This window comes from Corynebacterium sp. HMSC034A01 (genome assembly GCF_001838175.1).
In the GTDB taxonomy this organism is placed as follows: domain Bacteria; phylum Actinomycetota; class Actinomycetes; order Mycobacteriales; family Mycobacteriaceae; genus Corynebacterium.
On the sequence record NZ_KV835979.1, the window covers coordinates 40,748 to 67,166 of the forward strand.

The following is a 26,419-nucleotide window of genomic DNA, read 5'->3' on the forward strand; positions in this document are numbered from 1 at the left end:
CCGCATTGCGGACAACCAGGCCTGCACCAACAATGGGTCCGCACCCACGAATTGTACGAATCAACACAACATTCCCACCGATGCAAGACCCACCTGGGGAAACGCGAACACGCCGTCGATTCGTGCACAATCGGCACCGAAACAGGGTGGTTGATCGCAGTTCTTCACGCAGTGAGCTCGGGCAGATCGGAGGAAGCTGCAGGTGGCGGGAGCCAGATGTGCCCGAGTGCTTGGCTTTCCTATAATGGTCGAGATTAGAAACGGAGGTCCCCAATGGCAGATGTGGACGAAGGAAAAGCGCAGGAGCGCTCTTCCGGCAATAACGGTCGCAAGGACAACCCGCGCGGGGAGCGCGGTGGCCGTGATGCCCGCAACCGTGATGGTCAGGGCGGGTCTCGCAGAAATGGCGGGGGTCGTGGTGAAGGTCGCGGTTGGGATGGGGGCCGTCGTCGGGGCGAAGGCCGCGGACGAGGTGAGGGCCGGGGCGAGCGCCGAGGAGACGGTCGTCGTGGCGAGGGACGGGCCGGAGGAGACGGTGATCGTCGCCGGGGCCGTGGGGGCGTCCGCCACGACCGGTCTAACCCGCGTCGTGAGGGCTTCCGCGAGGACCGCATGGCGCAAAAGGAGCTGGAGCCAGATCTGCCCCAGGGCCTCGAAATCTCTGACCTGGATCCTTCAGTTCTGCAGGATTTGAAGGTGCTGTCGAAGGATAATGCGGAGCGCGTCGCAAAGCATATGCTCATGGCGACCGACCTGCTGTACGACGACCCGCAGCTGGCACTGCAGCACGCGCGTGCGGCGAAGAACCGCGCTGGCCGTGTGGGTGTCGTGCGCGAGACCAATGGTGTGGTTGCGTACCACGCCGGGGAATGGAAGGAAGCGCTGTCTGAACTGCGCGCCGCCCGCCGTATCTCCGGCGGGCCGGGCCTGCTGGCTGTGATGGCCGATGCCGAGCGCGGCCTTGGGCGCCCGGAGAAGGCACTGGAGCTTGGCCGTAGTCCAGAGGCGCGTGAGCTTGACGAGGACGGCCAGATTGAGCTGGCGATCGTGCTGGCTGGTGCTCGTCATGATCTTGGCCAGCACGACTCTGCGGTCGCCCAGTTGCAGCGGTTGAACCCGTCGCTGGATTCCCAGGGTCTTGAGCAGGCCCGCCTGAGCTACGCCTACGCGGACGCCCTTTTGGCTACCGGTGAGAAAGCTGAGGCGAAGCGGTGGTTCGAGCACGTGGCCAAGATTGACGTGGACGGCATGACCGACGCGTCCGAGCGTGTGTCGGAGCTGAGCTAGAGCGATGACGCTTGCGGCGAACCATGACGGCTTGCTGCTGGACCTCGACGGCACTGTCTGGTCTGGCGGTGTGGCGATTGAGCACGCTGTCGAGGCAATTCGCGCCTCCGGGCTGCCGGCGATGTACGTGACCAACAACGCCTCGCGTAGCGCCACGGATGTCGCGGAGATGCTTCGCGCCATTGACCTTGATGCGGCGGAGGAGGACGTGCTCACGTCCGCGATGGCGGCGGTGACTATGGCGGAGCGTTACTTGGAGAAGGGGGATGCGGTCTACGTCGTGGGGGCTCCGTCGTTGCGACAGCTCGTCCAGGAGGCCGGCTACTGGGTCGTGGACAGTGCCGACGATGCGCCCAAGGTGGTGCTGCACGGCCACAACCCAGACACCGGGTGGCACGAGCTGTCGGAGGCTGCGCTGAGCTTGCAACGCGGGGCGAAGTACCTGGCCACAAACTTGGACACGTCGTTGCCGATGGAGCGCGGCTTCATGGTGGGCAACGGCTCCATGGTCGCGGCTGTCATCTCGGCGACCGGGGTTGTGCCGGAGGCGGCGGGCAAGCCGGAGCCGGCGATGTTCACCCAGGCGGCGGATTCGCGTGGCATGCACAAGCCGCTCGCCGTGGGCGACAGGCTGGACACGGACATCGCTGGCGGTGTCGCCGCTGGCATGCCCGCGCTGCATGTGCTCACTGGCGTTTCCGGCCCGCGCGCGCTGCTGCAGGCACCGCCGGAGCACCGCCCGACGTATATCGCCGCGGACATGCGCGGGCTCAGCGAGCGGCCGGAAGCACTCGCCCCGGGGGCTCAGGAGGGCTTTGCGGCGCGTATCGACGGCTCCGCCATGGTCCTTTCCGGCGGCAACACTGGCGCCTCGAGCCTGGCCGCCCTTCGCACCGCGCTGGATGTGGCGTGGCAACAGCCAGAGCCGCCGGCCGAGGTGCGCGCTGAGTCCGACGCTGCTGAGGCGGCGCTCGCCGAGTGGTGGTGACGAAGATGAGCCCCGCTCCGATTCCCCGCGACCCACGGGCACCGAAGGTCAGCGCCGACGAGGTCACCGAGCGCGTTGAGACGATTCTCGCGGAGCCGACGGACGGACTCGCGGATGAGGTGGACGCGCTGACTCGAGCGCACGCGGTGCTGCACGAGGCGCTGTCCGACAATTAAGCCCGACAGGTAAGCAACGAAAGGGGGCCGCTACCGTGGCACCGAAACGCACCCGGCTCGACGCGGAGCTGGTCCGCCGCAAGATTGCGCGCTCGCGCGAGCAAGCGCAGACCTGGATCAAGGAAGGCCGCGTCCAGGTCGGCGGCTTCACCGCCACAAAGCCGGCGACGGTGGTGGAGCCGGAGGCGTCGATCAAAGTCAACACCGAGGACGTGGACGATTGGGCGTCGCGCGGTGCGCACAAGCTGCTTGGCGCGCTTGAGGTGTTTGGCGGGGGCGGGCTTGTCGTCGAGAAGCGAAAGGCGTTGGACGCTGGTGCCTCCACCGGCGGGTTTACCGATGTGCTGCTCGCGCGCGGCGCGAGCGAGGTCGTCGCAGTGGACGTGGGTTACGGGCAGTTGGTGTGGCGGCTGCAGAACGACGAGCGCGTGCGCGTGCTGGACCGCACCAACATCCGCAACCTCACCCCAGAGATGATGGGCGGGCCGGCGGATCTGATGGTCGGAGACCTGTCGTTTATCTCGCTGAAACTGGTGCTGCCAGCGCTGGTGGAGTGCATGGTCGACGGCGCGGACATGCTACCCATGGTCAAGCCGCAATTCGAGGTGGGCAAGGACCGCCTCGGCAGCGGCGGCGTGGTGCGCTCCTCAGAGCTGCGCGCGGAGGTCACGCTGGACGTCGCGCGTTTTGCGCAGTCGCTGGGCCTGTCCGTGCGCGGGGCGACGGCGTCCCCGCTGCCGGGGCCGAGCGGCAACGTGGAATACTTCCTGTGGCTGGTCAAAGACGGGGGCGAGCAACAGCTTGACGACGACGCACTGGTCGCGCTGGTCAACCGCGCGATCAAGGAAGGACCGAAGTAGATGGGTGATGCAACACGCCGCGAGATCCTGCTGGTGCCGCACTTGTTCAGGGCCTCCAACATTGATTCGGCAGCCCGGGCGGCGCAGCTTCTGCAGCAGGCGGGCATTGAGGTCCGCTTGCTCGAGCAGGAGCAGATGGACGTTATCGAGACCAACCCGGTGCTGTGTGGACTGACCCGCGCGAAAGCGGACGACACCGCGGCCGCGGGGTGCGAGCTGGTGCTAGTGCTCGGCGGCGACGGGACGTTTCTGCGGGCGGCGAGCTACGCGCGTGCGCAGGACATCCCGGTGCTGGGCATCAATTTGGGCCACGTGGGCTTCCTCGCGGAAGGGGAAGCATCGAGCCTGGAAAAAGTCATCGGCCAGGTGATTGACCGTTCCTACCGCGTGGTTGAGCGCATGACGCTGGACGTGTCCGTCATCGGCGAGGGCGGGGAAGTGCTTGGCCGCAGCTGGGCGCTCAACGAGTGCAGCATTGAAAACTCCGACCGCACCCGCGTGCTGGACGCGACGCTGGAGGTGGACTTCCGCCCTGTGTCCTCTTTCGGCTGCGACGGCGTGCTCATCTCCACCCCGACGGGCTCGACCGCGTACGCGTTTTCGGCCGGCGGGCCAGTGATGTGGCCGCAGCTGGAGGCAATCCTGGTGGTGCCGAACAACGCGCACGCGCTGTTTGCCAAGCCGCTGGTGGTGGCACCGACGTCGACTGTGGCTGTGGAATCGGAGCGGCAGACTACGCAGGCCACTGCGGTGATGGACGGCCAGCGCCGTCTCACGGTGCCGGCTGGCTCGCGCGTGGAAGTGGCGCGAGGCGAGCGCGGGGTGCGCTGGGTACGCTTGGACGGCAGACCGTTCACGGACAGGCTCGTGGATAAGTTCCAGCTCCCGGTTTCCGGGTGGCGCGGCCCGCGCGGGGCGTAAATCTAACAGGCCTTAAAGGCACCGATAGGGAGGCACGTTTTTGCTCGCTGAGATCGCTATCTCCAACCTTGGTGTGATTAGCTACGCCTCGTCTGAGCTGTCGCCGGGGTTGAACGTGCTCACGGGCGAGACGGGCGCGGGTAAGACGATGGTGGTCACGGGCCTGCGCCTGCTCACCGGCGGGCGTGCGGACGCCTCCCGCGTGCGCACCGGCGCTGATGGTGCGGTGGTGGAGGGCGCCTTTGGCACGCAAGGGCTGCCAGAGGAGGTGCGTCAGGCTGTCGACGCCATCGCGTCCGGTGCCGGAGCCGAACCGGACGAAAACGGCGAGTACCTGGTGTCGCGCTCGGTGAAGGCCTCCGGCCGCTCCAGTGCGCACCTCGGTGGCCGTAAGGTGCCTGCGGCGACGCTGAGTGAGCTGGCGGGCCACCTGCTGACCATCCACGGCCAGAACGACCAGCTGCGGCTGATGGCGCCGGAACAGCAGTTGGCCGCGCTCGACCGCTTCGACCCGGCTATCCAGGCCAAGCTGGAGGCGTACCGTGAGGCGTACACCGCTTGGCGTACGGCTGCGAAGGATTTGAAGGAGCGCACCGAAAAGCGCCTGGAGCTGGCGCAAGAGGTGGACCGCCTGCAGTTCGCCATCGACGAGATCGACGCGGTGGCCCCGCAGGCAGGTGAGGACGAGGAGCTGGTGGCCACCATCAACCGTCTCCAGGATGTGGACGCGTTGCGCGAGGCCGCCGAGACCGCGCTTGTGGCTATCGACGGCGCGGACGCCGTCGGCGGTGTCGGCGGGGAAGAAGAGCCCGCCTCCGACCTGATCGGGCGCGCGCAGGCGGCGCTCGACGGCGCCAGCGACCAGGAGCTGCGCGACATGGGAGCCCGGTTGGCCGAGGTCGCCGGCGTGCTTTCAGATGTCTCCGCGGAGCTGGGCAGCTACACCGGCAGCCTGCCGTCCGACCCGGAGGAGCTGGAGCGGCTCCTGCAGCGCCAGCAAGAGATCAAAGGACTGACCCGCAAGTACGCCCCGGACGCGGCCGGTGTGGTGGCGTGGCGGGACAAGGCTGGGGCACGGCTGGCCAAGATTGATACGTCGGAGGGCGCCGTTGAGAAGCTCAAGGCGAAGGTGGCCGAGCTCGAGCAGGCGATGATAAAACGCGCTGCCGCGCTGACGAAGGCGCGCACTAAGGCGGCGGGCAAGCTGGGCGAGGCGGTGACCGAGGAGCTGCACGGACTGGCGATGCCGAAGGCGCAGCTCACCGTTAACGTGACGCAAGCGCAGTTTGGCCGCGACGGGGCTGATGCGGTGGAGATCCTGCTCGCGCCGAATAGCGCGCTCGAGCCGAAGCCGCTGGCCACGAGTGCGTCCGGTGGCGAGCTGTCACGTGTGATGCTCGCGCTCGAGGTGATCCTGTCCGAATCCTCCAGCGGCGCGACGCTGGTGTTCGATGAGGTAGACGCGGGCGTGGGCGGGCGCGCGGCGGTGGAGATCGGCCGGCGCCTCGCACGACTGGCGCGCGGCAACCAGGTCATTGTGGTCACGCACCTCCCGCAGGTCGCGGCCTATGCCGATACGCATCTGCACGTGTCCAAGGACATCGGTGACGTGGCCGTGACCTCCGGTGTTGCGGCGCTGCAACCGGAGGAGCGCATCGAGGAGCTGGCCCGCATGATGGCGGGCATGGACGATTCGGACACCGGCCGCGCCCACGCGGCGGAGCTGTTCGAGCGCGCACAAGGAGAGGTGGCGCAGTTGCGCGGTTAGTTCCCCGCGCGCCTCCCCGGTTCAGGCAGGTCACCGTTGCACAATGGTGCGCATGACTGTTGCACCCTCCACCCAAGACCCCACCAAGGAACCGCCCGCAGCCGAGCTGCGCGGCACCTTGCGCGACTGCACCCCGCAGGGCAAGGGACTGGGCAAGCTCAACGAGGGCGACATCGTGTTCGTGGACGCCCCCGACATGCAGCGCCGTTTAGCGGAGCAGATCATCGCGCGCCGCCCTGCGGCGGTGGTCAACCTCGCGCCGTACTCCACAGGCACGCTGCCCACGTTCGGCCCGCATCTGCTTCTCGACGCTGGCGTTCCGTTGTTCGAGGCAGCAGGCTCAGACCTGCGCAGCAAGATTCGCGACGGCAAGAAGGCCGTGGTCTCGCCGACCGGCCAGATCACCGTGGGGCGCAAGGCCGCGGGCCAGGCGCAGCCGGTGACCCGCACAGAGGTGGACGCCACGTTCGCCCAGGCCCAGCGCGGCCTGGTGGAAAACATGGAGGCCTACTTCGGCAACACCATCGAGTTCATCCACTCGGAGGCGGCGCTGCTTATCGACGGCGTGGGCGCCCCGGAGCTCGGCGACATCATGGCCGACCGCAAGGTGCTGGTGGTTTCGCCGGCTCCCGACACCCGCCAGCGCATGGAAGAGCTGAAGAACTTCATGCAGGAGTACACGCCGGTGGTCATCGGTGTCGGCTCTGCTGCGGACACGCTCGCGTCCATGGGCTACGCGCCGGACGTCATCGTGGGCGACCCGAAGGATGTGGCGTCGGAGAATCTGCGCTCGGACGCGAAGGTCATTTTGCCCGCGGAGCCGGACGGCTACGCGCCCGGTTTAGAGCGCATCCAGGATCTTGGCGTGGGGGCGATGACGTTCCCAGCCGCGACGGATTCGCCGACGGACCTGGCAATTTTGCTTGCTACGTTCCACGACGCCGAGATGATCGTCACCGTCGGCCAGCCCGTGGAGCTGGACCGTATCTTCGCGGATTCGGCGACCACTGCGGGCACTCCCGGCACTGAGCCGGCGGCGTTGCTGGCGCGGCTGAAGGCGGGGCGCAAAATTGTGGATTCCACTGTGATTACCAACCTGTACGCCGTCGAGTCCGGCGCGGGTGTGGCATGGGCGTGGGCGATCCTTGGCGTGCTCGTTGCCGCCGCAGTGGTGATCCTCATCGCCGGTTTGGGCGGCGACGGAAGCTTCGCCGACAACCTCGTAGACACCTGGAACACCATCGCGCTGACCGTGCGCGGCTGGTTCGAAGGCCTGACCAACTAGGAGGGCAGTGGCAGATGGCGAAGACTAAAGGCAGGGTAGGCCTCATTACGGCTGGCCTGGGTTGGGGCGCAGCCCTCGGCATCGCTCTGGGCGCTCTCGTGTTGGCGCCGGCGATGCCCGGCAAGGTGGACCTCGGCTTCTCCCAGTACAAGGCGGACGCTCCCGCGAAGCCGTCTGTGGACGACGCGGACTTTGAAGCCGCAGAGGCCCGCGCGGAGGAAGCGAACGACCTGTTGGCGCAGGAGTCCGGCTCAATCGTCTCGGGCGCGCTGAAAGACGTTCCGGTGACCATCGTGCGCACGGCTGCGGCGAATTCAGAGGATGTGGAGTCCGTGCGGTGGTTGCTCAACGCCGCCGGAGCATCCGATTCCGGCGAGTTGACGTTGACGGAGCGTTTCACCGATCAGGCGGGTGCGGACGAGCTGTCCAGCATCGTCGCTAACACGCTGCCATCGGGGGCGCAGTTGTCGGTGGAGGACCGCTCCCCGGGCCTTCACGCAGGTCAATCGCTTGCGGCGGTGCTTTTCGACGACGGCACGTCCGGCGAATCCAAAACTCTCCCGGAAGACCGAACCCTGGTGCTGGAAACGCTGCAGCAGGCCGGGTTTATCGAGTTCAGCGGTTCCATCGTGCCGGCCGGCGCGGTGGTCATCGTGGACGGGCCGTCGCGCGGCAGCGACTTCGGTGCGAAAGTCGTCGGCGATTTTGCCAAGGCGCTCGGGGCCGAAGGCAAAACAGCGTTGGCGTCCCAGGGCGCTGAGCCCGACGCAATTAGCGGGGTGAAGACTGTCGGCGGCGTGGACTACGAGGCCGGGCGTATCAAGTCCGTGCTCGCGGTGTCCAGTGGTGGCGGCGAGGCCTAAGGCTCGTAGGCTTGGGCCCATGAGCCACGAATTCACTGTCACTGGATCCGAAGTCGTCCTTGACGCGCCGATCATCGCGGTGCGACGCGACCAGGTGGTCATGCCGGGAGGCACCGAGGCCGCCCGCGAGATCGTCGAGCACTTCGGTGCCGTCGCCGTGGTTGCGTTGGACGGTCAGGGACGTGTGGCGCTGGTGGAGCAGTACCGTCACAGCGTGGGCGAGCGCCTGCTCGAGCTTCCCGCCGGGCTGTTGGACATGCACGCCGAGGACGAGCTGACCTGCGCAAAGCGTGAGCTGCAGGAAGAGGCAGGCCTGGCTGCCGACGAGTGGGGCGTGTTGGTGGATCTGGTCACCTCCCCGGGGTTCGCGGAGGAGGCGGTGCGGGTGTTTATCGCCCGCGACCTGCACGAAGTGGAACGTCCTGAGGCGGAGAACGAAGAGGCCGACATGGGCTTTTTGTGGGTGGACCTGGAGGAGGCTGCGGATATGGCCCTGCGTGGGAAAGTGGTCAACTCGATTGCGGTGTCCGGCATCCTCGCGGCCGCGCGCCTGGTGGCGCGGGGTGATGCGCCCCGGCCTAGCGACGAGCCGTTCCGCCTGCGCCCGACATCCTTGGCCAACCGCCGTGCGGAGCAGGGCGTCGTGCCCGACATGAAGCGGATCTAGCAGGTGGAGGCGGAGGCGCTGGCGCAGCGTTGGCTGACCCATCTTGCCGTCGAGAGGGGAGTCTCACCCCACACGCTGAGCAACTACACCCGGGACGTGAACCGCTACACCGCGTGGCTGGCAGCGGCGGGCAAGACGGATTTGAAGCAGGTCACCGCCACCGACATCGAGGCGTACGTGGCGGACTTGCGCCGCGGTGTGGACGGGGCGAAGCCCCTGGCCGCGTCCTCAGCTGGGCGCGCGCTCACCGTCGCGCGCGGCCTGCACAAGTTCGGGGTGGAAGAAGGCGAGCTGCCTGCGGATGCGGCCGCGGAGGTCTCGCCGCCGCAGACCGGCGAGCGGCTGCCGGACACCTTGAGCATCGAGGAGGTGGCCAAGCTTCTCGACGCCTGCCCGACCGAGACCCCCTCCGGCCTGCGCGACAAAGCGCTGCTGGAAACGCTCTACGCCACCGGCGCCCGCGTCTCCGAGGTGCTGGGTTTGAGTGTCGACGACGCGAACGCCGCCCTGGACGGCGAGTACGGCGGAGTGCTGGCGGTAACTGGCAAGGGCAACAAACAACGTCTGGTGCCGCTGGGGTCCAAGGCACAAGAGGCGCTGGAGGCGTACTTGGTGCGCGGCCGCCCGGCGTTCGCCAACGGGACGTCTCACGCGCTGCTGCTGAACAAGCGCGGCGGGGCGCTGTCCCGCCAAAGCGCGTGGAACGCGATCAAGGCTGCAGCGGCCCGGGCGGGGATTGACAAGGACATCTCGCCGCACACCCTGCGGCACTCGTTTGCCACGCACCTGCTGGAAGGCGGGGCGGACGTGCGAAGCGTCCAGGAACTCCTCGGGCACGCCTCAGTGACCACAACGCAGATTTACACCCACATCACAGCCGATAACCTGCGCGAAGTTTGGCGCAGTACGCACCCGCGTGCGTAAACTCGGCTGCTTGATTGACGTACGCAATTAACGGGAGAACTATCCATGCGACCCGCATCCTCTACACCCCACAGCACGCGCCGCGCTGCGCTGCTCGCCGTGCCCGCCGCGCTGCTTCTCGCAATTCCGACCGTTCCGGTGGCTGACGCACAGCTTCCGGAAGGTATGAGCCCGGAGGAGGTGCAGTCCATGATCCCCGGCGAGATCTCCGTGCCCGCCGGTGAGAGCACGACAGTGGACGTGGGTGTTCCGGTGGACGTGAATTATTCCTCGGGCGGATGGACGGTGACCTCGTCGGGTACATCGGTGACCGTCAGCGCACCGGATCAGCCGGGGGCCACCGCAGCAGTGTCGGCCAGCGCCGGCGGTTACTCGGCGACGGTGAACCTCGTCGCCGTCGGTGATGGCTCCGCGGATGTCGGCGGGGACTCCGGCGAGTCCGCGCAATCCGGCAACTCTGGCAGGGGAGCAGGTGGTGCCGCTGTCGGCGGCGGGGATGCGAATGGTGCAACGGACGGTGGCTCGGACGCCCCCGGAGGTGCAGGTGCAGCCGGCAGCTCTGGTGGCGCCGGCGGGGAAGGCTCCAACAACCAGAGCGGCGAGGCTGGCAGCGCCCCGGCCGCGTCGCACCCGTCGCGCTCAAAGGCAGAGCCGGCTGACGATGCAGCTGCGACGAAGCTCTACTTCGACGGTGAGATCCAGGACAACACAATCGTGGTGAAGGTGCCGCTGAGCCGCGTCAAGGACCTGATGAAATACGCCAGCTACGACACCGAAGGTGCCACGCTGCGCTACCTGGATGTCAATGGTCAGGTCATCGAGGGCGTGGAGCGCCAGATCGATAAAGCCAGCCGCACGATCACTCTGACCTACCCGGAGGGTGAGACTCCGGATAACCCGTTCATCATGGAAATGGTCCGTGACGGCAAGGCGGATTTCGTCGCGGTGATCACCTCAACCAACGCGCCGGTGGAGCAGGCCGGCGACAGCAACGCAGACAACCAGTACGGCAACTACGCGAACCAGGATGGTCAAGGTCGTGGGGTTGACGGGAGTTCGTCGATAAGCGATGTGCTGCCGCTTGCAATCGCAGGAGCTGCATTGCTGGCTGCGATCGCGCTGCTGATCGTGTTCCTGCGCCGGAGGCGCGCGCAGGCGTAATGACAACGTTGTAAGATGGCGGAAGTCAAGGGTTTGGACGTGATTGAGGGAAGGACCGGCCATGGCGGACGAGGCGCTGTTTGACGCTGCGGACCAGAAGACGTTTCTGACCGGGCGGCCGTGGCGCGAGTTCGCCCAGCCGAAGGAGCTGGACAAGCACGGGCCCGCCACGGTGATCTCCATGGTCAACCAGAAAGGTGGCGTGGGCAAGACCACCTCCACCATCAACCTTGGCGCCTGCCTGGCAGAACAGGGGCGCAAGGTGCTGCTGGTGGATCTGGACCCGCAGGGCGCGCTTTCCGCAGGCCTGGGTGTGTCCTACGAGGAGGACCAGGTCACCGTCTACGACCTGCTGTTCGACAACACGGCCAGCATCCACGCCGCGATCAACACGACAAACGTCTCGGGGCTGGACGTGGTTCCCGCCAACATCGACCTATCGGCGGCGGAGATCCAGCTTGTCAACGAGGTCGGTCGCGAACACACCCTTGCCCGCGCGCTGCGTCCGGTGCGCAACGAGTACGACTTCATCATCCTGGACTGCGGGCCTTCCCTCGGACTGCTCACTGTCAACGCGCTGGCCTGCTCGCACGGCGTGATCATCCCGATGGAGTGCGAGTACTTCTCTCTGCGCGGCCTGGCGCTGCTCACAGACACTGTGGAGAAGGTGCGCGACCGCATCAACTTCGACCTGGACATCGTGGGCATCCTGGTGACGATGTTCGACCGCCGCACCACCCACGCCCGCGAAGTGATGGACCGAGTGGTGGAGGTCTTCGGCGAGCGCGTATTCGACACGGTGATCACCCGCACGGTCCGTTTCCCGGAGACGTCCGTGGCCGGCGAGCCGATTATCACCTGGGCGCCGAACTCGCAGGGCGCGGACCAGTACCGCAATCTGGCGCTTGAGGTGCTGGAGCGCACCAGCTAGTGGTGTCGGCCGCGCCCGAGCAGTATCCCCAGCCGGAGATCATCGGTTTCACCCTGGCTCTGCAGAACTTCGAGGGGCCGTTCGACCTACTGCTCACGCTGATCCAGTCGAAGAAGCTGGACGTGACAGAGGTGGCGTTGGCGGAGGTAACCGACGAGTTCATCGCCTACACGCGTGCATTGGGGGAGACCGAGGCTTTGGATGAGGTCACCGAGTTTCTCGTGGTGGCGGCCACCCTGCTGGACCTGAAAACTGCGCGCCTGCTGCCGGGCAACGACGGCGATAGCATCGAGGACCTCGAGTTACTGGAGGCGCGGGACCTGTTGTTTGCCCGCCTGCTGCAGTACCGCGCCTACCAGCGTGTGGCGGACCAGTTTGCGGAGTGGCAGAAGCATGCGCTGCGGCGTTATCCGCGCGCGGTGTCCATGGAGCCGCGGTTTGTGGACCTGCTACCACCGGTGGATCTGGGACATACCCCGGCTAGCTTTGCCGAGCTGGCGGCTAGCGTGTTCCGCCCCCGACCGCCGGAGGAGGTGCGCACCGATCACCTGCACGCGCAGGCGGTGTCCGTGCCGGAGCAAGCCGGCAAGATCCTGGACACGCTGAAGCTCGCCGGCACCGGGTCGTGGCTGACGTTCGCTGCGCTCACGCGCGACTGCACCCGCTCCATGGAAGTGGTGGGCCGCTTCCTGGCGCTGTTGGAACTGTACAAGGCCAAGGCCGTGGAAGCCGAACAGCCAGAAGCACTCGGACGGCTGGACGTGTCATGGACCGGGCTCGAGGTGGACCCGGCGGTGGTTGCCGCCTCGAACTGGACGTAAGCGCCGGACCGGCACGCGGCACCCGATACACTGCCGAAGCATGGATAGCTTGCCCATGGTCTCCCAGTTGCGCTCGCGTATCGAGTCGGTGCTGCTGGTTATCGACGCGCCCGTCGCCGTGGAAGAACTGGCAAGTGCGCTCGGCGCGACCAGCGAAGAGGTGTCCGACCAGCTACGCGAGTTTGCCCGGGAGCTGGACGAACGCGGCTCCGGCATCGACCTGCGCGAAACGGCGGAGGGCTGGCGCCTGTACACCCGCACCGAAAACGCCGACGCGGTGGAGGCGTTCCTTCTGGACGGCACGCAGAAGAAGCTCTCACGCGCGGCGATGGAAACACTCGCAGTGGTGGCCTACCGCCAGCCGGTCACCCGCGCGCAGGTCGCGGGCGTGCGCGGAGTCAACGTCGACGGCGTGATGCGCACGCTCGCGCTTCGCGGTCTCATTGCGGAGGTGGACCCGGGCGAGGCCGGGGAAGACGTGCCTGATCATGGCGCGCACCGCTACGTCACCACCGAGCTGTTTTTGGAGCTGTTAGGCATCGACTCTCTCGAGCGGCTGCCGGAGCTTGCGCCGCTGCTTCCGGACGTCGATTCCATCGAGGATGCCTGGTAGAATCCCGGGGCATGACACCACCCGCTCGCCGAGATGGCACACCGGATAAGCGTGGGAAGGACGATACGTTCTACATCTCCTACGCCAAGCCGGCTAAGAAACAGAATGTCCGCCTGAACAAGAGGCGCCAAAACGCCGCGAAGAATCAACCGAACCCGCTGGACGATAACTGGTGGGACGACGACCCGGCCGCAGCGAAGGCGGCGTCTGAGGGCGTTCGCCTGCAGAAGGTGCTCGCGCAAGCGGGCGTAGCTTCCCGTCGTCACGCGGAGGCGATGATCGAGCAAGGCCGCGTCGAGGTCAACGGTGAGATCGTGATGCGCCAGGGCATGCGTGTGAACCCGAACGTGGACATCATCCGCGTCGACGGCGCACGCATCAACGTCAACGAGGAGCACGAGTACTTCGTCTTCAACAAGCCGCGCGGCGTGCACTCGACCATGAAGGACGAGATGGACCGCATTTCCGTGGGGTCCTACCTGGCGGAGCGCACCGCGTCCGGCCAGCGCCTGTTCCACGTCGGCCGCCTGGATGCGGACACCGAGGGCCTGCTGCTGCTCACCAACGACGGCGAGATGGCCAACCGCCTGACCCACCCGAAGTACGAAGTGTCCAAGACCTACTTGGCCACGGTGCTCGGTGAGGCCAACAATGCTGTGGTCAAGCAGCTCAAGGAGGGCATCGAGCTTGATGACGGCCCCGCGAAGGTCGATTACGCGCAGGTAGTGGACGTGCACAACGGCCAGTCCATCATTCGCGTGGAGCTGCATGAGGGACGCAAGCACATCGTGCGCCGCATGCTGAAGCAGGCTGGATACCCGGTGCAACGCCTGGTGCGCACGAAGTTCCACACGGTCCAGCTCGGCGACATGAAGCCGGGTTCTATGCGCGCGCTGAACTCCTCCGAGCTGGCGTCGCTGTACAAGGCGGTGGGGATGTAAATGGCTGACACACTGTCCAACATGGAAAACGGCGGGCTCATCGTGGCTGTGGACGGGCCTTCGGGCACCGGTAAATCCACCATGTGCCGCGCGTTGGCGAAGCGTCTGGACGCAGAATATGTGGACACCGGTGCGATGTACCGCGTGGCCACCCTGGCTGTGCTGCGCGCGGGCGTGGACCCGGCGGACACGGCGAAGGTGATCGAGGCGACCGCGGACCTGCCGCTTGAGGTCTCCGACGACCCGGATTCCACCGAGGTGCTTTTCGCCGGCGAGGACGTCAAGGGTGAAATCCGCGGTGCCGAGGTGACCAAGCACGTCTCTGCCGTTTCCGCCATCCCCGAGGTGCGCGTGAACTTGGTGGAGCTGCAGCGCAAGCTCGCCCGCGAGGCCGGGCGCGCGATCGTGGAAGGCCGCGACATCGGCACGGTCGTGCTGCCGGACGCACCCGCGAAGGTGTTCATGACCGCAAGCGCCGAGGTGCGAGCGAAGCGCCGTTACGACCAGGACGTCGCGGCGGGGCGCGAGGCGGACTTTGACGTGGTGCTTGCGGACGTGCAGCGCCGCGACGAAGCAGATTCCTCCCGCGCGACCAGCCCGCTCAAGCCCGCCGACGACGCGGTGCTGGTGGACACCTCCCAGATGACGCCGGACGAGGTCCTGGCGGCACTGACTGAGGTCGTGGAAAGGAGCGCGCGATGAGCGAGCGCAACAACAACGGTGAGCACCTCGAGCCGGAAACGCAGTTCATCCAACCCGGCATCGACCGGTCCGGCTACACCGACATGGATGCCTACGTGGTCGGCGCTGATAGCGCCGAGTACTACGAGAACAAGGACTTTAGCGCCGAAGAAGACCTGCAGGGCTTTGAAGAGGCCGGCATCGACGAGTCCGAGTTCGGTGAGGCCGACTTCGGCGAGGGCTACGACTCCGATGACGAGCTGACCGAAGAGGAGTGGGCTGAGGTCGAGGCCGAGTACGGCATTGCCCAGCCCGACGTGGTCACCGAGGCGTTACCGACGGTGTCCATCGTGGGTCGCCCAAACGTGGGCAAGTCCTCCCTGGTGAACCGCTTCATCGGACGCCGCGAGGCAGTGGTGGAGGACCACCCGGGTGTCACGCGCGACCGCGTGAGTTACATCACGGACTGGGGCGGGCGCCGATTCTGGGTGCAGGACACCGGCGGCTGGGACCCGGACGCGAAGGGCATCCACGCAGCGATTGCCCGCCAGGCGGAAGCCGCGATGGCCACCTCCGACGTGATCGTCATGGTCGTGGACGCCAAGACTGCGGTGACAGAGACGGACGCGGTGATGGCCCGCAACCTGCAGCGCTCCGAGGTTCCCGTGATCCTGGTGGCGAACAAGTTCGAGTCCGACAGCCAGTGGGGCGACGTGGCCGAGTTCTACGCGCTCGGCCTGGGCGACCCGTGGCCGGTTTCTGCACTGCACGGCCGCGGCGGCGCGGATGTGCTCGACGAGATCTTGCGACTGTTCCCAGACGAGCCGCGCGTGAAGGAATCCATCACCGGCGGCCCACGCCGCGTGGCGCTGGTGGGCCGGCCGAACGTGGGCAAGTCCAGCCTGCTGAACAAGCTGACCAGGTCCGACCGCTCGGTGGTGGACAACGTTGCTGGCACCACCGTGGACCCGGTGGATGAGCTCGTGCAGCTGGATGAGGACCTGTGGACCTTCATCGACACCGCTGGCCTGCGCAAGAAGGTGAAAAACGCCCAGGGCCACGAGTATTACGCGTCGCTGCGCACCCGCGGCACCATCGAGGCCGCCGAGGTGTGCGTCGTGCTCATCGACGCCTCGGAGGAGATCTCCGAGCAGGACCAGCGCGTGATCTCCATGGTGCTGGAAGCAGGTAAGGCGATGGTCATCTGCTTTAACAAGTGGGACCTGATGGACGAGGACCGCCGCTACGACTTCGACCGCGAATTCGACGAGACGATGGGCCAGCTCAAGTGGGTGACCAAGCTGAACATCTCCGCCGACACCGGCCGCGGGCTGCACCGCCTTGAGCCAGCGATGAAGGAGGCGTTGGAGAACTGGGATAAGCGCATCTCCACCGGCCAGCTGAACAACTGGCTGCGCGAGGCGATCGCGGCGAACCCGCCGCCGATGAAGAACAACCGCCTGCCGAAGCTGCTGTTCGCCACCATGGCCAGCACTCGTCCGCCGACAATCGTGCTGTTCACCACCGGCTTCCTCGACGCCGGCTACCGCCGCTACCTGGAGCGCAAGTTCCGCGAGCAGTTCGGCTACCACGGCACCCCGGTGCGCATCGCGGTGCGCGTGCGCGAGCGCCGCGGCAAGAAGGGCTAGGCCTATGCGGCAGCGCACAGTGGAAATCGGTGGCGTTCAGCGCGCCTACCACGTCTGCGCTCCCGCAGGTCACACTGGCGCGCTGCCGGTGATCGTCGCGCTGCACGGCAAGGGCGGCAACGGCCGCGACTTCCTTGCCGGCACCGGCTTGCACCGGGCGTGCGCCATCGTCGCCGCGCCTACGGGTGCGGGTCTTGCCTGGTCGCCCGCGCCGTACGCGCGGACCACGTTCGAGGAGGATGCGGCGTTTGTGCGCGCGCTTCTCGACGACCTCCGGTCGACCTTCGCCACCACCAACACCTACCTGGCAGGTTTCTCCAATGGCGGGGGACTGGCAGTGCACCTGAGCCTGACCGACCTTGGGCTCGCAGGCGTGGCCACGGTCGCGGCAGCGGTGCGCGCCGCCCCGGACGAGCTCGCGGCAGCGAAACAGCCCCTGGATTACCTGAACATCCACGGCACCTTCGACGACGTGGTGCCGTTCGCCGGCGAACAACGATCCCCGTACAGCAGGGCAGAAGACGACACCACCTTTGGCGCACCGGAGGTGGTGGCGGCGTTTGAGCGTCGCAACGGCGACCGCGCCCGTGCCACGCTGACCGCGGTGGAGGGGATGGGCCACGAATGGCCCACCGGACCGTGGGCTGCCCGGCGCGGCGTGGACGCCACTGAAGCGATCCTCGAGTTCTTCGGGGTTGAGCACAACCGCGCCGGCTAGGCGCGCTCGTAGACGAACGCGTCGGTGCGGTACGGCAGCGGGATCGTGTCGCCGGGGTCGAAGCCGAGACGCTTGTAGAGGTACCAGCTCAGATTCGCCTCCATCTTGGCGCGGGTGCGTTCGTTCGCTTTCAGCCAGTAGGAGCGGGTTGCCATGAGCTCGAAGCAGTCCTCCACAGCGATCGGGTGCAGCCACTCTTGGCGCAACTCGTTCTGCAGCAGCCAGGGGGCGGCGACCTCCGGGTAGAAGCCCTCGCGCTGCACGTCGCCGGAGTGCATGATGCGGCTGAGCCTCAGCACCCAGGGGTGGCGCACGGCCAGCGTGTTCCAGCACAGCACGAGGCGGCCGCCGGGACGGATCACGCGGTCCGCTTCTCGGCTTGCGGCGGGCACATCCACCCAGTGCCAGGTCTGCGCGCACGTCAGCGCATCGACGGAGTCGTCTGCGAGTCCGGTCGCTTCGGCGGTGGCGCGCCACACGGGCACCTCGGGCAGCACTGTGTGGCAGACCCGGGTCATGTCGCCGCTGGGGTCGCAGGCGAGCACGGAACGTGAATCGGCGCAAAGCAATTGTGTGAACTTACCGGTGCCTGCACCGACGTCGCAGACGGTGCCGGAGCCGACCAGCTCGCTGAGCGCGGCGGGGTAGGTGGGGCGGGCGGCGTCGTAGCGGGTTGCGTCGCGGTCAAATGCCTCTGCTGCGCCGCTGCGGTGCGCGGAGTCCCTGAACCTCGGTCCAGCTTTCTTGCTGGGTCCTGGCTGTGTTCCGCTCGCGTGCACGATGGTCTAATCTACCTTGCGTGTTTTACCGCCCAGTGATCCGCGCCGCGGCCGCAATCAGCTTGGCCGCAACTTGCTTGAGCGTCGCAGGGTGCGCGGGTGACACGGCGCGGCTGCGCACCGCGATTACCACGCAGCCGGATGCACCCGAGGATATCGTCCGTGAGGTGGAACCGTGGTCGGATCCTGCGATTGAGCGCAGGCAGATGACCTCCGCCGGGCTGAAACGCGACTACATCCTGTCGGTGCCGAGGGGCGCGAAGCAGCGCGACCGGCTGCCGCTGATCCTCGTGTTTCACGGCTACAAGGAGGACGCAGAGCGGCTCAGGCAGCACTCGCAGCTGGATAAAGCGGACGCTGTGGTGGCGTTTATGGACGGCGTCGGCGAAGCCTGGGCGCCTGCCCCGTACGCGGAGACGAGCGGGGAGCAGGACCTCGCGTTTGTGGACGATGTGCTCGATCAGCTGGAGGGGGAATTCTCCATCGACCGCACCCGGATCTTCGCAGCAGGGTTTTCCAACGGTGGCGGGTTCGCTGCGTTTGTGGGCTGCCAGCGCCCGCAGGAGTTCAGCGGTGTGGCCACGGTGGCCGGCGCGTTTTACCAGCGCGTCGCGGAAGGGTGCTCCAGCATCCCCATGAAGCACGTCGACTTCCACGGCACCGCTGACCCGATCATCTCCTACGACGGCGGCGAGCGGCACGAGACGGTGTACAACTCCACACCCGAGATGCTCGAAGAAGCCGCGGTGCGCAACCACTGCGCGGGACGCAGGGAAGACGTCGAGTTGTCGCATACGGTGACGAAGCTGAGTTGGGACGATTGCGACGCCGCGCTGTCGCACTACCGCATCGAGGGCGGGCCGCACGTGTGGCCCGGCGGCACCTCCGACAACACAGGCCTAGTGTCCAAAGGGTTTGCCACCCGCACGCTGCTGGAGTTCCTTGGCGTCGGCATGTCCTAGCCGCGCGGTGCGACGCGGTACGGGTCTGGCACGGCTACCATGAGGCGCGTGAATGTCGCGTCTAGTCCCCGGGTGACGGTGGTGTACAACCCCGTGAAAGTCCACCTGGAACGCCTGCGCCGCGCCGTGGAGCGCTACGCCTGGGAGGGCGCGGACATCGAGTGGGCGGCAACGACCACCGAGGGGCCCGGGTTTTCCCAGGCTGTCCGAGCGCTCGAGCAGGGCGCGGATTTGATCATCGCCGCCGGCGGCGACGGCACGGTGCGCATGGTCGCGCTGGCCGTGTCCGGTTCGAAGACACCTATGGCGATTGTGCCGGCGGGCACCGGCAACATGCTCGCGCGCAACCTCGGCTTGCCGCTGTTACTGGAATCGGCGGTGCACCGTGCGTTTGCGGGCACCGACCGGCTCATCGACCTCTGCCGCGCCGAGATGGTCTACCCCGACGGCCGTACCGAGCACTCCGGCTTCGCGGTCATGGCCGGCGTCGGCGTGGATGCGGGCATGATCCACCGCACCCGCGACAGCCTCAAGGCCGCCGTCGGACCGCTCGCGTACGTGCCGGCCGTGTTCCAATCGCTCGGCGGCGGCAATAGCGTAGACGTGGACATCACACTTGACGGCGATCCCACGGTTACCACCTCGTTGCACACTTGCATCGTCGGCAACTGCAGCGACCTGGTGGGCGGGATCCCGCTGTTGCCGGACGCGCTGCCTGACGACGGGGTACTCGACGCCGTGGTGCTGCGCGCCGAGGACGTCACCGACTGGGCAGGCATCGGCGGCAAGCTCGCGCTGGACACCGTGCGCGGCGGCATTAACGCGCTGCTGCCGAGCGAGGTGCAGCCGCGCCCGCCGGCGTCCCTGCCGCCGAGCATGGAGTACCTCGAGGGACGCCGTATCACCCTGGAGTTCGCCGAGCCCGAGCAGCTTGAGCTCGACGGCGACGCCGCCGGCGCGGTCAGTGCCGTGACCTTCGACGTGATGCCGGGCACCCTGCGGATGGTGTGCTGAGCGCCGCGTGCCGTCGAGTAGCAGCGAAGGCACAATGGTGGCCATGATCTACAGCTTTGAAGGCGCAACCCCGCAGATCCACCCCTCGGCGTTTATCTCCGACGAGGCCACCATTATCGGCAACGTGACCATCGGCGAAGACGCGAACATCTGGCCCGGCGTGGTCATCCGCGGCGACGTGGGCGCGATCCGAATCGGCAACCGCGTCAACGTCCAGGACGGCTCCGTGCTGCACGTGGACACGGACGGGGAGACCGTGCTGGAAGACGACGTCACCATCGGCCACCTGGCCATGGTGCACGGCTGCCACATCGAGCCCGGCTGCCTGATCGGCATGAGCGCGACCGTGCTGTCGCGCTCGCGCGTGGGCAAAGGCAGCATCGTCGGCGGCGGGGCAGTGGTGCTCGAAGGCCAAGAGCTGCCGGAGTTCTCTCTGGCGGCCGGCGTGCCCGCCAAAGTGAAGCGCACGCTCGAGCCGGACACCTTCGAGGCCAGGTTGCGCCACGCGGCGTACTACGTGGAGCTGGGCCGGCGGGCGGCGACCGGTTTGGTGCCGGTGGAGCGAGACTCGCTCACGTAAAAGTTCACAGTGAAATCGTCGTCAAAGTCACGCAATGAGGCGTAATGTGACGAGTATGACATTCAATAACGTAACAGTACTTGGTGCAGGTGTCCTGGGCGCGCAGATCGCTTTTTGCTCCGCGTTCGCGGGTAAGAAGGTTGTGTCCTACGACATCAACGAGGAGGCCCTCGCGGCCGGCAAGAAGCGTTTCGACGCTATCGGCGAACAGATGAAGACGGAGCTCGAATCCGCCAACGACGAGACCGTCGCGGCAGCGCACGCGAACCTAACGCAGACTTCGGACCTGAAAGAAGCGGTAGCGAACGCGGACCTAGTTATCGAGGCGATCCCGGAGAACCTCGAGCTGAAGCGCAAGGTCTGGGCTGAGGTGGGGGAGTACGCCCCGGATACCGCGGTGTTCGCCACCAACACCTCCACGCTCATGCCGAGCAAGTTCGCAGACGCGACGGGCACGCCGGAGCGCTTCTTGGCGCTGCACTTTGCCAACCACATCTGGATCCAGAACACCGCCGAGATCATGCCGCACGAGGGCACTGACCCGAAGTATGTGGACCAGCTTGTGGAGTTTGCGGAGCAGATCAACATGGTGCCGGTCCCGCTCAAGCGCGAGCAGCCCGGCTACGTGCTGAACACCCTGCTGGTGCCGCTGCTCAGTGCCGGCATGTACCTGCTGCACCACGACATCGCTGACCCCGTCGACATCGACCGCGACTGGTGCAACTCCACCGGGTCCCCGCGCGGGCCGATTGAGATCATGGACCTCGTCGGCGTGCGCACCTTGGTCGCCGTGATCGAGTCCAACGACAACGCCCCGCAGTGGCAGAAGGACTTCGTTGAGACGACGCTGAAGCCGATGGTCGCAGAAGGTAGGACCGGCCTGGAAGCTGGGCAGGGCTTCTACACCTACGACGCGAACGGCAAGATCGTGTCCTAAGCGCGGCGCTCGCGGATAAGCTGTTGAGCTCGCTGCAGATGCTCTCCGTCAAAACCAGGCGCAACCTGTTTGTCCTTGGCGACGGCGATTTGGTTTCTGCGTGCGAGCTCTTTCCATTGCTTCACTGCGTCGACTGCGCGGCTGAGTCGCTCGATGGCTTGAGCGTCATTGAGACCAAACCAGCCCGCGGCACCCATGAGTGTGTCTACTGAATCGTCGCCGACAATGGAAGCAGCTTACGTAGCCTGGGAGGTACCCAAATATCGAGAAAGAGAAGGGTGCCCAAGTGAACCGCGAAATCGTCTTCATCGTCTACGTGACTGACATCGATAGATCAGTCGAGTTCTACTCAGACCTCCTGGACCTGGAGACTGACTTTGTTTCACCGCGCTACGTGACGTTCGCTTTGGCGGACGGTGTGGCTCTCGCACTGTGGACTGGGAACTCCGAAGTGCTCGCAGACGCTCCCGCACGCACCACCGAAGTGTGTCTCAACGTCAACGGGGAAGAAGTCATGGACGTGTTCCAGGCCTGGACTGGCAAGGGGGTCGACGTCATCAAAGAACCCCACCAGGACGTCTTCGGAACGACGTTCGTGATTGCCGATCCCGACGGGAACCAGATCCGAGTGGCACCTATCGACTAGCAACGTCGCCGAAAGAGAACCCCCGAACCCCCAGAAAAAACTTTGTCGGACTGACAGGATTTGAACCTGCGACCCCCACACCCCCAGTGTGGTGCGCTACCAAACTGCGCCACAGCCCGATCCGCTACCGAAACGGTAACTGCGCAAATATTACAGCACTGTCATACGGACCCAAAACCGGCAGGTCACCAGACAGTCACCGGTGACACCCCAGGGTTAGCGGACTACGCCGTCGACGTAGACCCACCGCCCGGCGCGGCGCTCGAAGCGGGAGCGCTCCCGCATGACGCCGCCGGGGTGGTGGGCGGCGAATTCGACGACGCCCTCGGCGTCGAAAGGCCCGCCGCCGGTGGTGTCCAGCACTTCCAGGCGGGTAAACGGTTCGCCGGACGGGTCCACGGTCAGATCCGCCGGCCGCGTCTCATCGGCCCAGGTTTCCGCCACATAGGAGCCCGCGCCGCGCACGTAGGCGGTGTAGCGCGAGCGCATCAGCGTCTCAGCGGTGGGCGCCGCGGCAGCGCCGTCGATGTAGCGCCCGCAGCACGCCTCGTACGGCAGGCCCTGCCCGCAGGGGCACAAGGCCCGCACGTCCGCCCACAGCCCGGATTTAGCCATTACTTACCCAGGCGCTCCGCGCGGTGGAGCTTGTTCTGGCGGCGTCGGCGCTCGAGTGAGGCCGTCTCGGCGGTCGTTTCAATCTCGCCCTTTGCCACGTAGCCGTCCACGGTGGAGGAGGCGCCGGCGGCGCGCAGGGTCTCCACCTCATCGTCGGTCAGGTCGCCGTAGAGGGTGATCAGGCGGGTGAAGGTGCCGTCGCCGTTGTGGTTGACTTCCACGCGGACGTCGTCAAGCTGCATGCCCTTGGCCGCCTCGCGCACCGCCTGCGAGCAGCTGACCGCGAGCGCGGACATGTACAGGCCGGTGGAGGTGACACCCTGGCCCTTGCCGCCGGTGTTCTTGGAGCGGTCGGTGGTGATCGCGCGGTCGGAGGTGCGCACCACGTCGCCGTACTTCGTGCCACGCGCGGAGTAGGACACGGCGTTGGTGTCCGTGGTCTTCGCAGGGACGAACAGCGGCTGGATGTACTGCTGCGCCCAGGAGCCGATGATGTCCGCGGCGCGCTGCGCGGTGCCCTGGCGGGTGAGCAGGTGGTCCGCCTTGTCCAGCGCCATCAGGGACTTGGGGTAGCGCGCCAGTGAGAAAATGTTCTGGGCGTTATCGATGCCGACGGTGACGTCGATAGGAGAGTGAACGACAAGCAGCGGCTTGCGAAGCTTGGGTAGGTACTCCTCCGGGTTGGTCTCGGCGAGGTCTTCGAGGAACTCGCGCGAGATGGTCAGCTCGCGGCCGCCGAGCACCACGCCGACCGAGCCGTTCGCATCGGCCTCGCCGATGGCGTGGGCGTAGTGGAGCACCGAGTGCGCCGGGTCGAACGGCGCGCCGACGGTGGCCACAGCCTTGATCATCTTCTTCAGCTCCGGGCGGGTGGCGGCTTTCAGCGTGGCGGCGCCGCCGAGGGAGTGGCCCATGAGCAGCTGCGGGGCCTTGTAGTTCTCCTCCAGCCACAGCGCGGCGGCGACGATGTCGTCCACGTTCTCGGAAAACGAGGTGTCCTTGAACTCGCCCTCGGACTGGCCCAGCCCGGGGAAGTCGAAGCGCAGGGTGGCAATGCCGTGTTCCGTCAGCCGCTTGGAGATGCGCGAGGCACCCGGGGTGTGGCGCGAGCCGGCGAAGCAGTGGGCGAAAATGGCGTAGGCCTGCGCGGGTCCATCGGGGCGGTCGATGGTCGCAGCCATCATGTGGCCCTTGGACGACGGAACTTTCACGTTCATAGACAGCATGGGTAGCCGTTTCCTCCTGCGGCTCGGCGGTTCAACGCAACGGTTACTTTCGCTGCAAGACTAATCGTCGCACCAACGGTTTGGCACGTTGGCGTTATTCTTAGCCCTTATGGGCAAGTTTGACTGGTTCTGGAAGGCCATGGGCTCCACTACGGAGCGCAACAACAAGAAGTCGAAAGCCGTCGTCGCGGACGCGCACGGCTTAATCGAGGAGCTTTCGCTTCTCGACGATGCTTCGCTCGCCTCTGCAGTCGCCTCCACCGTGCGCGACGGGGCTATTGCCGACAAGCCGCGCTTTTTGGCCGGGCTGTCCGTCGCCTCCCAGCGCACCCTGGGCATGACGCCGTTTGAGGTGCAGAATCAGGCTGTGCTGCGCCTGCTGGAGGGCGACGTGATCCAGATGGCCACCGGCGAGGGCAAAACGCTCGTCGGCGCGATGGCCGCCACCGGGTTCGCCCTGCAGGGCAAGCGCGTCCACCTGATCACGGTGAACAACTACCTGGCCGCGCGCGATGCGGAATGGATGCGCCCGCTCGTCGAGTTTTTCGGGTTGACGGTGGCGGCGGTCACGGAGTCGTCGACACGCGACGAGCGTGTGAGCTCCTACCGCAGCGACGTCATTTACGCGCCGGTGACCGAGATCGGCTTCGATCACCTGCGCGACAACCAGATCACGTCCCGTGAGCAGACGGTGCAGCTGCCCGCCGACGTCGCGCTGGTCGACGAAGCGGACAGCGTGCTCGTGGACGAGGCGCTCGTGCCGCTCGTGCTCGCCGGCTCCGAGGGGTCCAAGCAGGCCACCGGCCAGATCACCGAGGCCGTGTCGAAGCTGGACGAGGACACCGACTACACCATCGACGCGGACGGGCGCAATGCCTTCCTCACCGACGACGGCGCGGCGAAGATCGAACGGATTTTGGGTATCGACTCGCTGTACTCGGACGAGCACATCGGCACGACGCTGGTGCGCGTGAACCTTGCGCTGCACGCGAAGGCACTGCTGATCCGGGACGTGCACTACATCGTGGACGACGGCAAGGTCGCGCTTGTGGACGCCTCCCGCGGACGCGTGGCTGAGCTGCAGCGCTGGCCCGACGGCCTGCAGGCCGCGGTGGAAGCCAAGGAGGGGCTGGACGTGTCCGAAGGCGGGCGCATCCTGGACTCCATCACCCTGCAGGCGCTCATGCGCCGCTACCCGCTGGTGTGCGGCATGACCGGCACCGCCGTGGAGGCGACCGACCAGCTGCGCAGCTTCTACGGCCTGCACGTGTCTGTGATCGACCGCGCCAACGAGCTGCAGCGTTTCGACGAAGCCGACCGAATTTACGCCACTATGGAGGAGAAGAACTCCGCGATCGTCGACGAGATCGCGCACATCAACTCCACCGGCCAGCCGGTGCTGGTGGGCACCCACGACGTGGCGGAATCCGAGGCGCTGGCGGAAGCGCTTGAGGCGCGCGGTATCGCTGTCAACGTGCTCAACGCGAAAAACGACGCGGAAGAAGCCCGTATCATCGCCGAGGCCGGCGACGTGGGGCGGGTGACCGTCTCCACGCAGATGGCGGGCCGTGGCACGGATATCCGTCTCGGCGGCGCGGACGAAAGCGACCACGACAAGGTCGCCTCGCTCGGCGGCCTAGCGGTAATCGGCACGGCCAGGCACCGCACCGCCCGCCTGGACAACCAACTGCGCGGCCGCGCCGGCCGCCAGGGCGACCCGGGATTAAGCGTGTTCTTCGTCTCCCTCGACGACGACATTGTCACCTCCGGCGGAGACGGCGAGCAGTTCTCCGCTCAGCCTGAGCCGGACGGACGCATCACCGGCAACCGCGCCCAGAGCTTCATCGAGCACTGCCAGCGCGTCACCGAAGGCCAGCTGCTGGAGATCCACTCACAGACCTGGAAGTACAACAAGCTGCTGGCGGACCACCGAGACATCCTCGACGAGCGCCGCGCCGCTCTGCTGGACACGGACACCGCGTGGCGCGAGCTGTCCGAGCGTTCCCCGCAGCGCGCCGCAGAGCTCTCGCACCTGCCACAGGACGTGCTCGAGCAGGCGGCGAGGGAGATCATGCTCTTCCACCTCGATGCCGAGTGGTCCGAGCACCTGGCGCTCATGGACGACGTCCGTGAATCCATCCACCTGCGCGCCATCGCCCGCGAAACGCCGATCGACGAATACCACCGCATCGCCGTGCGCGAGTTCAAGGACTTGGCCAACCGGGCGGTCGCGGCCGCGGTAGAAACATTCAACTCTGTGGACATCGACTCCAGCGGAGCGCACTTGGCCGACGCGGGCTGGAAGCGCCCAAGCGCGACGTGGACATACATGGTCTCCGACAACCCACTGGCGGGATCCGGGAACTCAGTCATTTCCGGAATCGGCAACATTTTCCGCTAGGCATT

Annotated in this window: 29 protein-coding genes and 1 tRNA gene; 25 read left to right on the plus strand and 5 right to left on the minus strand. The window is 66.5% G+C overall.

Features of this window, described 5'->3' with window-relative positions; translation table 11 throughout:
• Nucleotides 1–244: 244 nt before the first annotated feature.
• From HMPREF2791_RS12395 to HMPREF2791_RS10770, 19 genes are all read left to right on the plus strand, one after another.
• Entirely contained in the window at nt 245–694 is a 450-nt protein-coding gene (locus HMPREF2791_RS12395; RefSeq protein ID WP_210400180.1) for a hypothetical protein, read from the plus strand.
• Nucleotides 613–1,287 (plus strand): tetratricopeptide repeat protein, encoded by a 675-nt coding sequence (locus HMPREF2791_RS10685; protein ID WP_070473772.1) that lies wholly within the window; start codon nt 613–615, stop codon nt 1,285–1,287. Before HMPREF2791_RS12395 ends, HMPREF2791_RS10685 begins: the two co-directional genes overlap by 82 nt.
• Before the next feature lie 4 nt (nt 1,288–1,291).
• On the plus strand, nt 1,292–2,275 hold the full coding sequence (locus HMPREF2791_RS10690; RefSeq protein ID WP_070845272.1) for an HAD-IIA family hydrolase: 984 nt from the start codon (nt 1,292–1,294) through the stop codon (nt 2,273–2,275).
• Between the two features lie 5 nt (nt 2,276–2,280).
• Complete coding sequence (locus HMPREF2791_RS12110; RefSeq protein ID WP_168160598.1) at nt 2,281–2,451, plus strand: hypothetical protein; 171 nt, start codon at nt 2,281–2,283, stop codon at nt 2,449–2,451.
• A 35-nt stretch (nt 2,452–2,486) separates the two neighbouring features.
• A complete protein-coding gene (locus HMPREF2791_RS10700; RefSeq protein WP_070845273.1) occupies nt 2,487–3,311 on the plus strand; it encodes a TlyA family RNA methyltransferase in 825 nt (274 codons plus the stop codon).
• Entirely contained in the window at nt 3,312–4,232 is a 921-nt protein-coding gene (locus HMPREF2791_RS10705) for an NAD kinase (protein ID WP_070473780.1), read from the plus strand.
• A 40-nt stretch (nt 4,233–4,272) separates the two neighbouring features.
• Nucleotides 4,273–6,000, plus strand: coding sequence for a DNA repair protein RecN (recN, locus tag HMPREF2791_RS10710; RefSeq protein WP_070473782.1), 1,728 nt, complete (start codon nt 4,273–4,275; stop codon nt 5,998–6,000).
• 52 nt (nt 6,001–6,052) lie between these two features.
• Entirely contained in the window at nt 6,053–7,285 is a 1,233-nt protein-coding gene (gene steA / locus HMPREF2791_RS10715; protein ID WP_070474038.1) for a putative cytokinetic ring protein SteA, read from the plus strand.
• Nucleotides 7,286–7,299: 14 nt separating this feature from the next.
• A complete protein-coding gene (locus HMPREF2791_RS10720) occupies nt 7,300–8,148 on the plus strand; it encodes a copper transporter (protein WP_070473784.1) in 849 nt (282 codons plus the stop codon).
• 19 nt (nt 8,149–8,167) lie between these two features.
• The gene (locus HMPREF2791_RS10725; RefSeq protein WP_070845274.1) at nt 8,168–8,815 is read left to right on the plus strand and encodes an NUDIX domain-containing protein; all 648 of its coding nucleotides are present in this window, start codon (nt 8,168–8,170) and stop codon (nt 8,813–8,815) included.
• A 3-nt stretch (nt 8,816–8,818) separates the two neighbouring features.
• Complete coding sequence (gene xerD, locus HMPREF2791_RS10730; protein ID WP_070473788.1) at nt 8,819–9,739, plus strand: site-specific tyrosine recombinase XerD; 921 nt, start codon at nt 8,819–8,821, stop codon at nt 9,737–9,739.
• 45 nt (nt 9,740–9,784) lie between these two features.
• Nucleotides 9,785–10,900, plus strand: a complete 1,116-nt coding sequence (locus HMPREF2791_RS10735; protein WP_141741314.1) for a hypothetical protein — start codon at nt 9,785–9,787, stop codon at nt 10,898–10,900.
• Between the two features lie 61 nt (nt 10,901–10,961).
• Nucleotides 10,962–11,831, plus strand: a complete 870-nt coding sequence (locus HMPREF2791_RS10740) for a ParA family protein (RefSeq protein ID WP_070473791.1) — start codon at nt 10,962–10,964, stop codon at nt 11,829–11,831.
• Entirely contained in the window at nt 11,831–12,652 is an 822-nt protein-coding gene (locus tag HMPREF2791_RS10745) for a segregation and condensation protein A (RefSeq protein WP_371336021.1), read from the plus strand. Before HMPREF2791_RS10740 ends, HMPREF2791_RS10745 begins: the two co-directional genes overlap by 1 nt.
• 40 nt (nt 12,653–12,692) lie before the next feature.
• On the plus strand, nt 12,693–13,265 hold the full coding sequence (gene scpB, locus HMPREF2791_RS10750; protein ID WP_070473793.1) for an SMC-Scp complex subunit ScpB: 573 nt from the start codon (nt 12,693–12,695) through the stop codon (nt 13,263–13,265).
• Nucleotides 13,266–13,276: 11 nt separating this feature from the next.
• Nucleotides 13,277–14,206, plus strand: coding sequence for a pseudouridine synthase (locus HMPREF2791_RS10755; RefSeq protein ID WP_070845276.1), 930 nt, complete (start codon nt 13,277–13,279; stop codon nt 14,204–14,206).
• Nucleotides 14,207–14,908, plus strand: coding sequence for a (d)CMP kinase (cmk, locus tag HMPREF2791_RS10760; protein ID WP_070845277.1), 702 nt, complete (start codon nt 14,207–14,209; stop codon nt 14,906–14,908).
• The gene (gene der / locus HMPREF2791_RS10765; RefSeq protein ID WP_083327995.1) at nt 14,905–16,536 is read left to right on the plus strand and encodes a ribosome biogenesis GTPase Der; all 1,632 of its coding nucleotides are present in this window, start codon (nt 14,905–14,907) and stop codon (nt 16,534–16,536) included. The genes cmk and der overlap by 4 nt, the downstream gene beginning before the upstream one ends.
• Nucleotides 16,537–16,540: 4 nt before the next feature.
• On the plus strand, nt 16,541–17,254 hold the full coding sequence (locus HMPREF2791_RS10770; RefSeq protein WP_070845278.1) for a CE1 family esterase: 714 nt from the start codon (nt 16,541–16,543) through the stop codon (nt 17,252–17,254).
• Here HMPREF2791_RS10770 and HMPREF2791_RS10775 read toward each other — a convergent pair.
• On the minus strand, nt 17,251–18,033 hold the full coding sequence (locus tag HMPREF2791_RS10775) for a class I SAM-dependent methyltransferase (protein WP_070845279.1): 783 nt from the start codon (nt 18,031–18,033) through the stop codon (nt 17,251–17,253). The genes HMPREF2791_RS10770 and HMPREF2791_RS10775 overlap by 4 nt on opposite strands.
• A 20-nt stretch (nt 18,034–18,053) precedes the next feature.
• Between HMPREF2791_RS10775 and HMPREF2791_RS10780 the strand changes: the two genes are divergently transcribed.
• Genes HMPREF2791_RS10780 through HMPREF2791_RS10795 form a run of 4 tightly spaced genes read left to right on the plus strand, consistent with a single transcriptional unit; the run spans nt 18,054 to nt 21,526 of the window.
• The gene (locus HMPREF2791_RS10780) at nt 18,054–18,995 is read left to right on the plus strand and encodes a CE1 family esterase (RefSeq protein WP_141764980.1); all 942 of its coding nucleotides are present in this window, start codon (nt 18,054–18,056) and stop codon (nt 18,993–18,995) included.
• 48 nt (nt 18,996–19,043) lie between these two features.
• Nucleotides 19,044–20,009 carry a diacylglycerol/lipid kinase family protein gene (locus HMPREF2791_RS10785; protein WP_168168305.1) on the plus strand — a complete coding sequence of 322 codons (966 nt, stop codon included), beginning with the start codon at nt 19,044–19,046 and terminating at the stop codon, nt 20,007–20,009.
• Nucleotides 20,010–20,052: 43 nt separating this feature from the next.
• Entirely contained in the window at nt 20,053–20,589 is a 537-nt protein-coding gene (locus HMPREF2791_RS10790) for a gamma carbonic anhydrase family protein (RefSeq protein ID WP_070474044.1), read from the plus strand.
• Nucleotides 20,590–20,644: 55 nt separating this feature from the next.
• The gene (locus tag HMPREF2791_RS10795; RefSeq protein ID WP_070473805.1) at nt 20,645–21,526 is read left to right on the plus strand and encodes a 3-hydroxyacyl-CoA dehydrogenase; all 882 of its coding nucleotides are present in this window, start codon (nt 20,645–20,647) and stop codon (nt 21,524–21,526) included.
• On the opposite strand, the gene HMPREF2791_RS11935 is transcribed toward HMPREF2791_RS10795, so the two are convergent.
• Nucleotides 21,523–21,723: a hypothetical protein gene (locus HMPREF2791_RS11935; protein ID WP_141764981.1), complete on the minus strand. Its 201-nt coding sequence runs from the start codon at nt 21,721–21,723 to the stop codon at nt 21,523–21,525. The two genes, HMPREF2791_RS10795 and HMPREF2791_RS11935, sit on opposite strands and share 4 nt — an antisense overlap.
• Nucleotides 21,724–21,812: 89 nt before the next feature.
• Between HMPREF2791_RS11935 and HMPREF2791_RS10800 the strand changes: the two genes are divergently transcribed.
• The gene (locus HMPREF2791_RS10800; RefSeq protein WP_070845280.1) at nt 21,813–22,172 is read left to right on the plus strand and encodes a VOC family protein; all 360 of its coding nucleotides are present in this window, start codon (nt 21,813–21,815) and stop codon (nt 22,170–22,172) included.
• Between the two features lie 45 nt (nt 22,173–22,217).
• Here the strand turns inward: HMPREF2791_RS10800 and HMPREF2791_RS10805 are convergent.
• The 3 genes from HMPREF2791_RS10805 to HMPREF2791_RS10815 all read right to left on the minus strand — a co-directional run bounded on the left by HMPREF2791_RS10805 (nt 22,218) and on the right by HMPREF2791_RS10815 (nt 24,013).
• Nucleotides 22,218–22,291: transfer RNA gene (locus HMPREF2791_RS10805), tRNA-Pro, on the minus strand.
• Between the two features lie 97 nt (nt 22,292–22,388).
• Nucleotides 22,389–22,787, minus strand: coding sequence for a YchJ family protein (locus tag HMPREF2791_RS10810; RefSeq protein ID WP_070473813.1), 399 nt, complete (start codon nt 22,785–22,787; stop codon nt 22,389–22,391).
• Nucleotides 22,787–24,013 carry a bifunctional alpha/beta hydrolase/OsmC family protein gene (locus tag HMPREF2791_RS10815; protein ID WP_083327997.1) on the minus strand — a complete coding sequence of 409 codons (1,227 nt, stop codon included), beginning with the start codon at nt 24,011–24,013 and terminating at the stop codon, nt 22,787–22,789. Before HMPREF2791_RS10815 ends, HMPREF2791_RS10810 begins: the two co-directional genes overlap by 1 nt.
• Nucleotides 24,014–24,122: 109 nt before the next feature.
• Here HMPREF2791_RS10815 and secA2 point away from each other — a divergent pair, with 109 nt between their 5' ends.
• A complete protein-coding gene (gene secA2 / locus HMPREF2791_RS10820; protein WP_070845281.1) occupies nt 24,123–26,414 on the plus strand; it encodes an accessory Sec system translocase SecA2 in 2,292 nt (763 codons plus the stop codon).
• Nucleotides 26,415–26,419 lie beyond the last annotated feature (5 nt).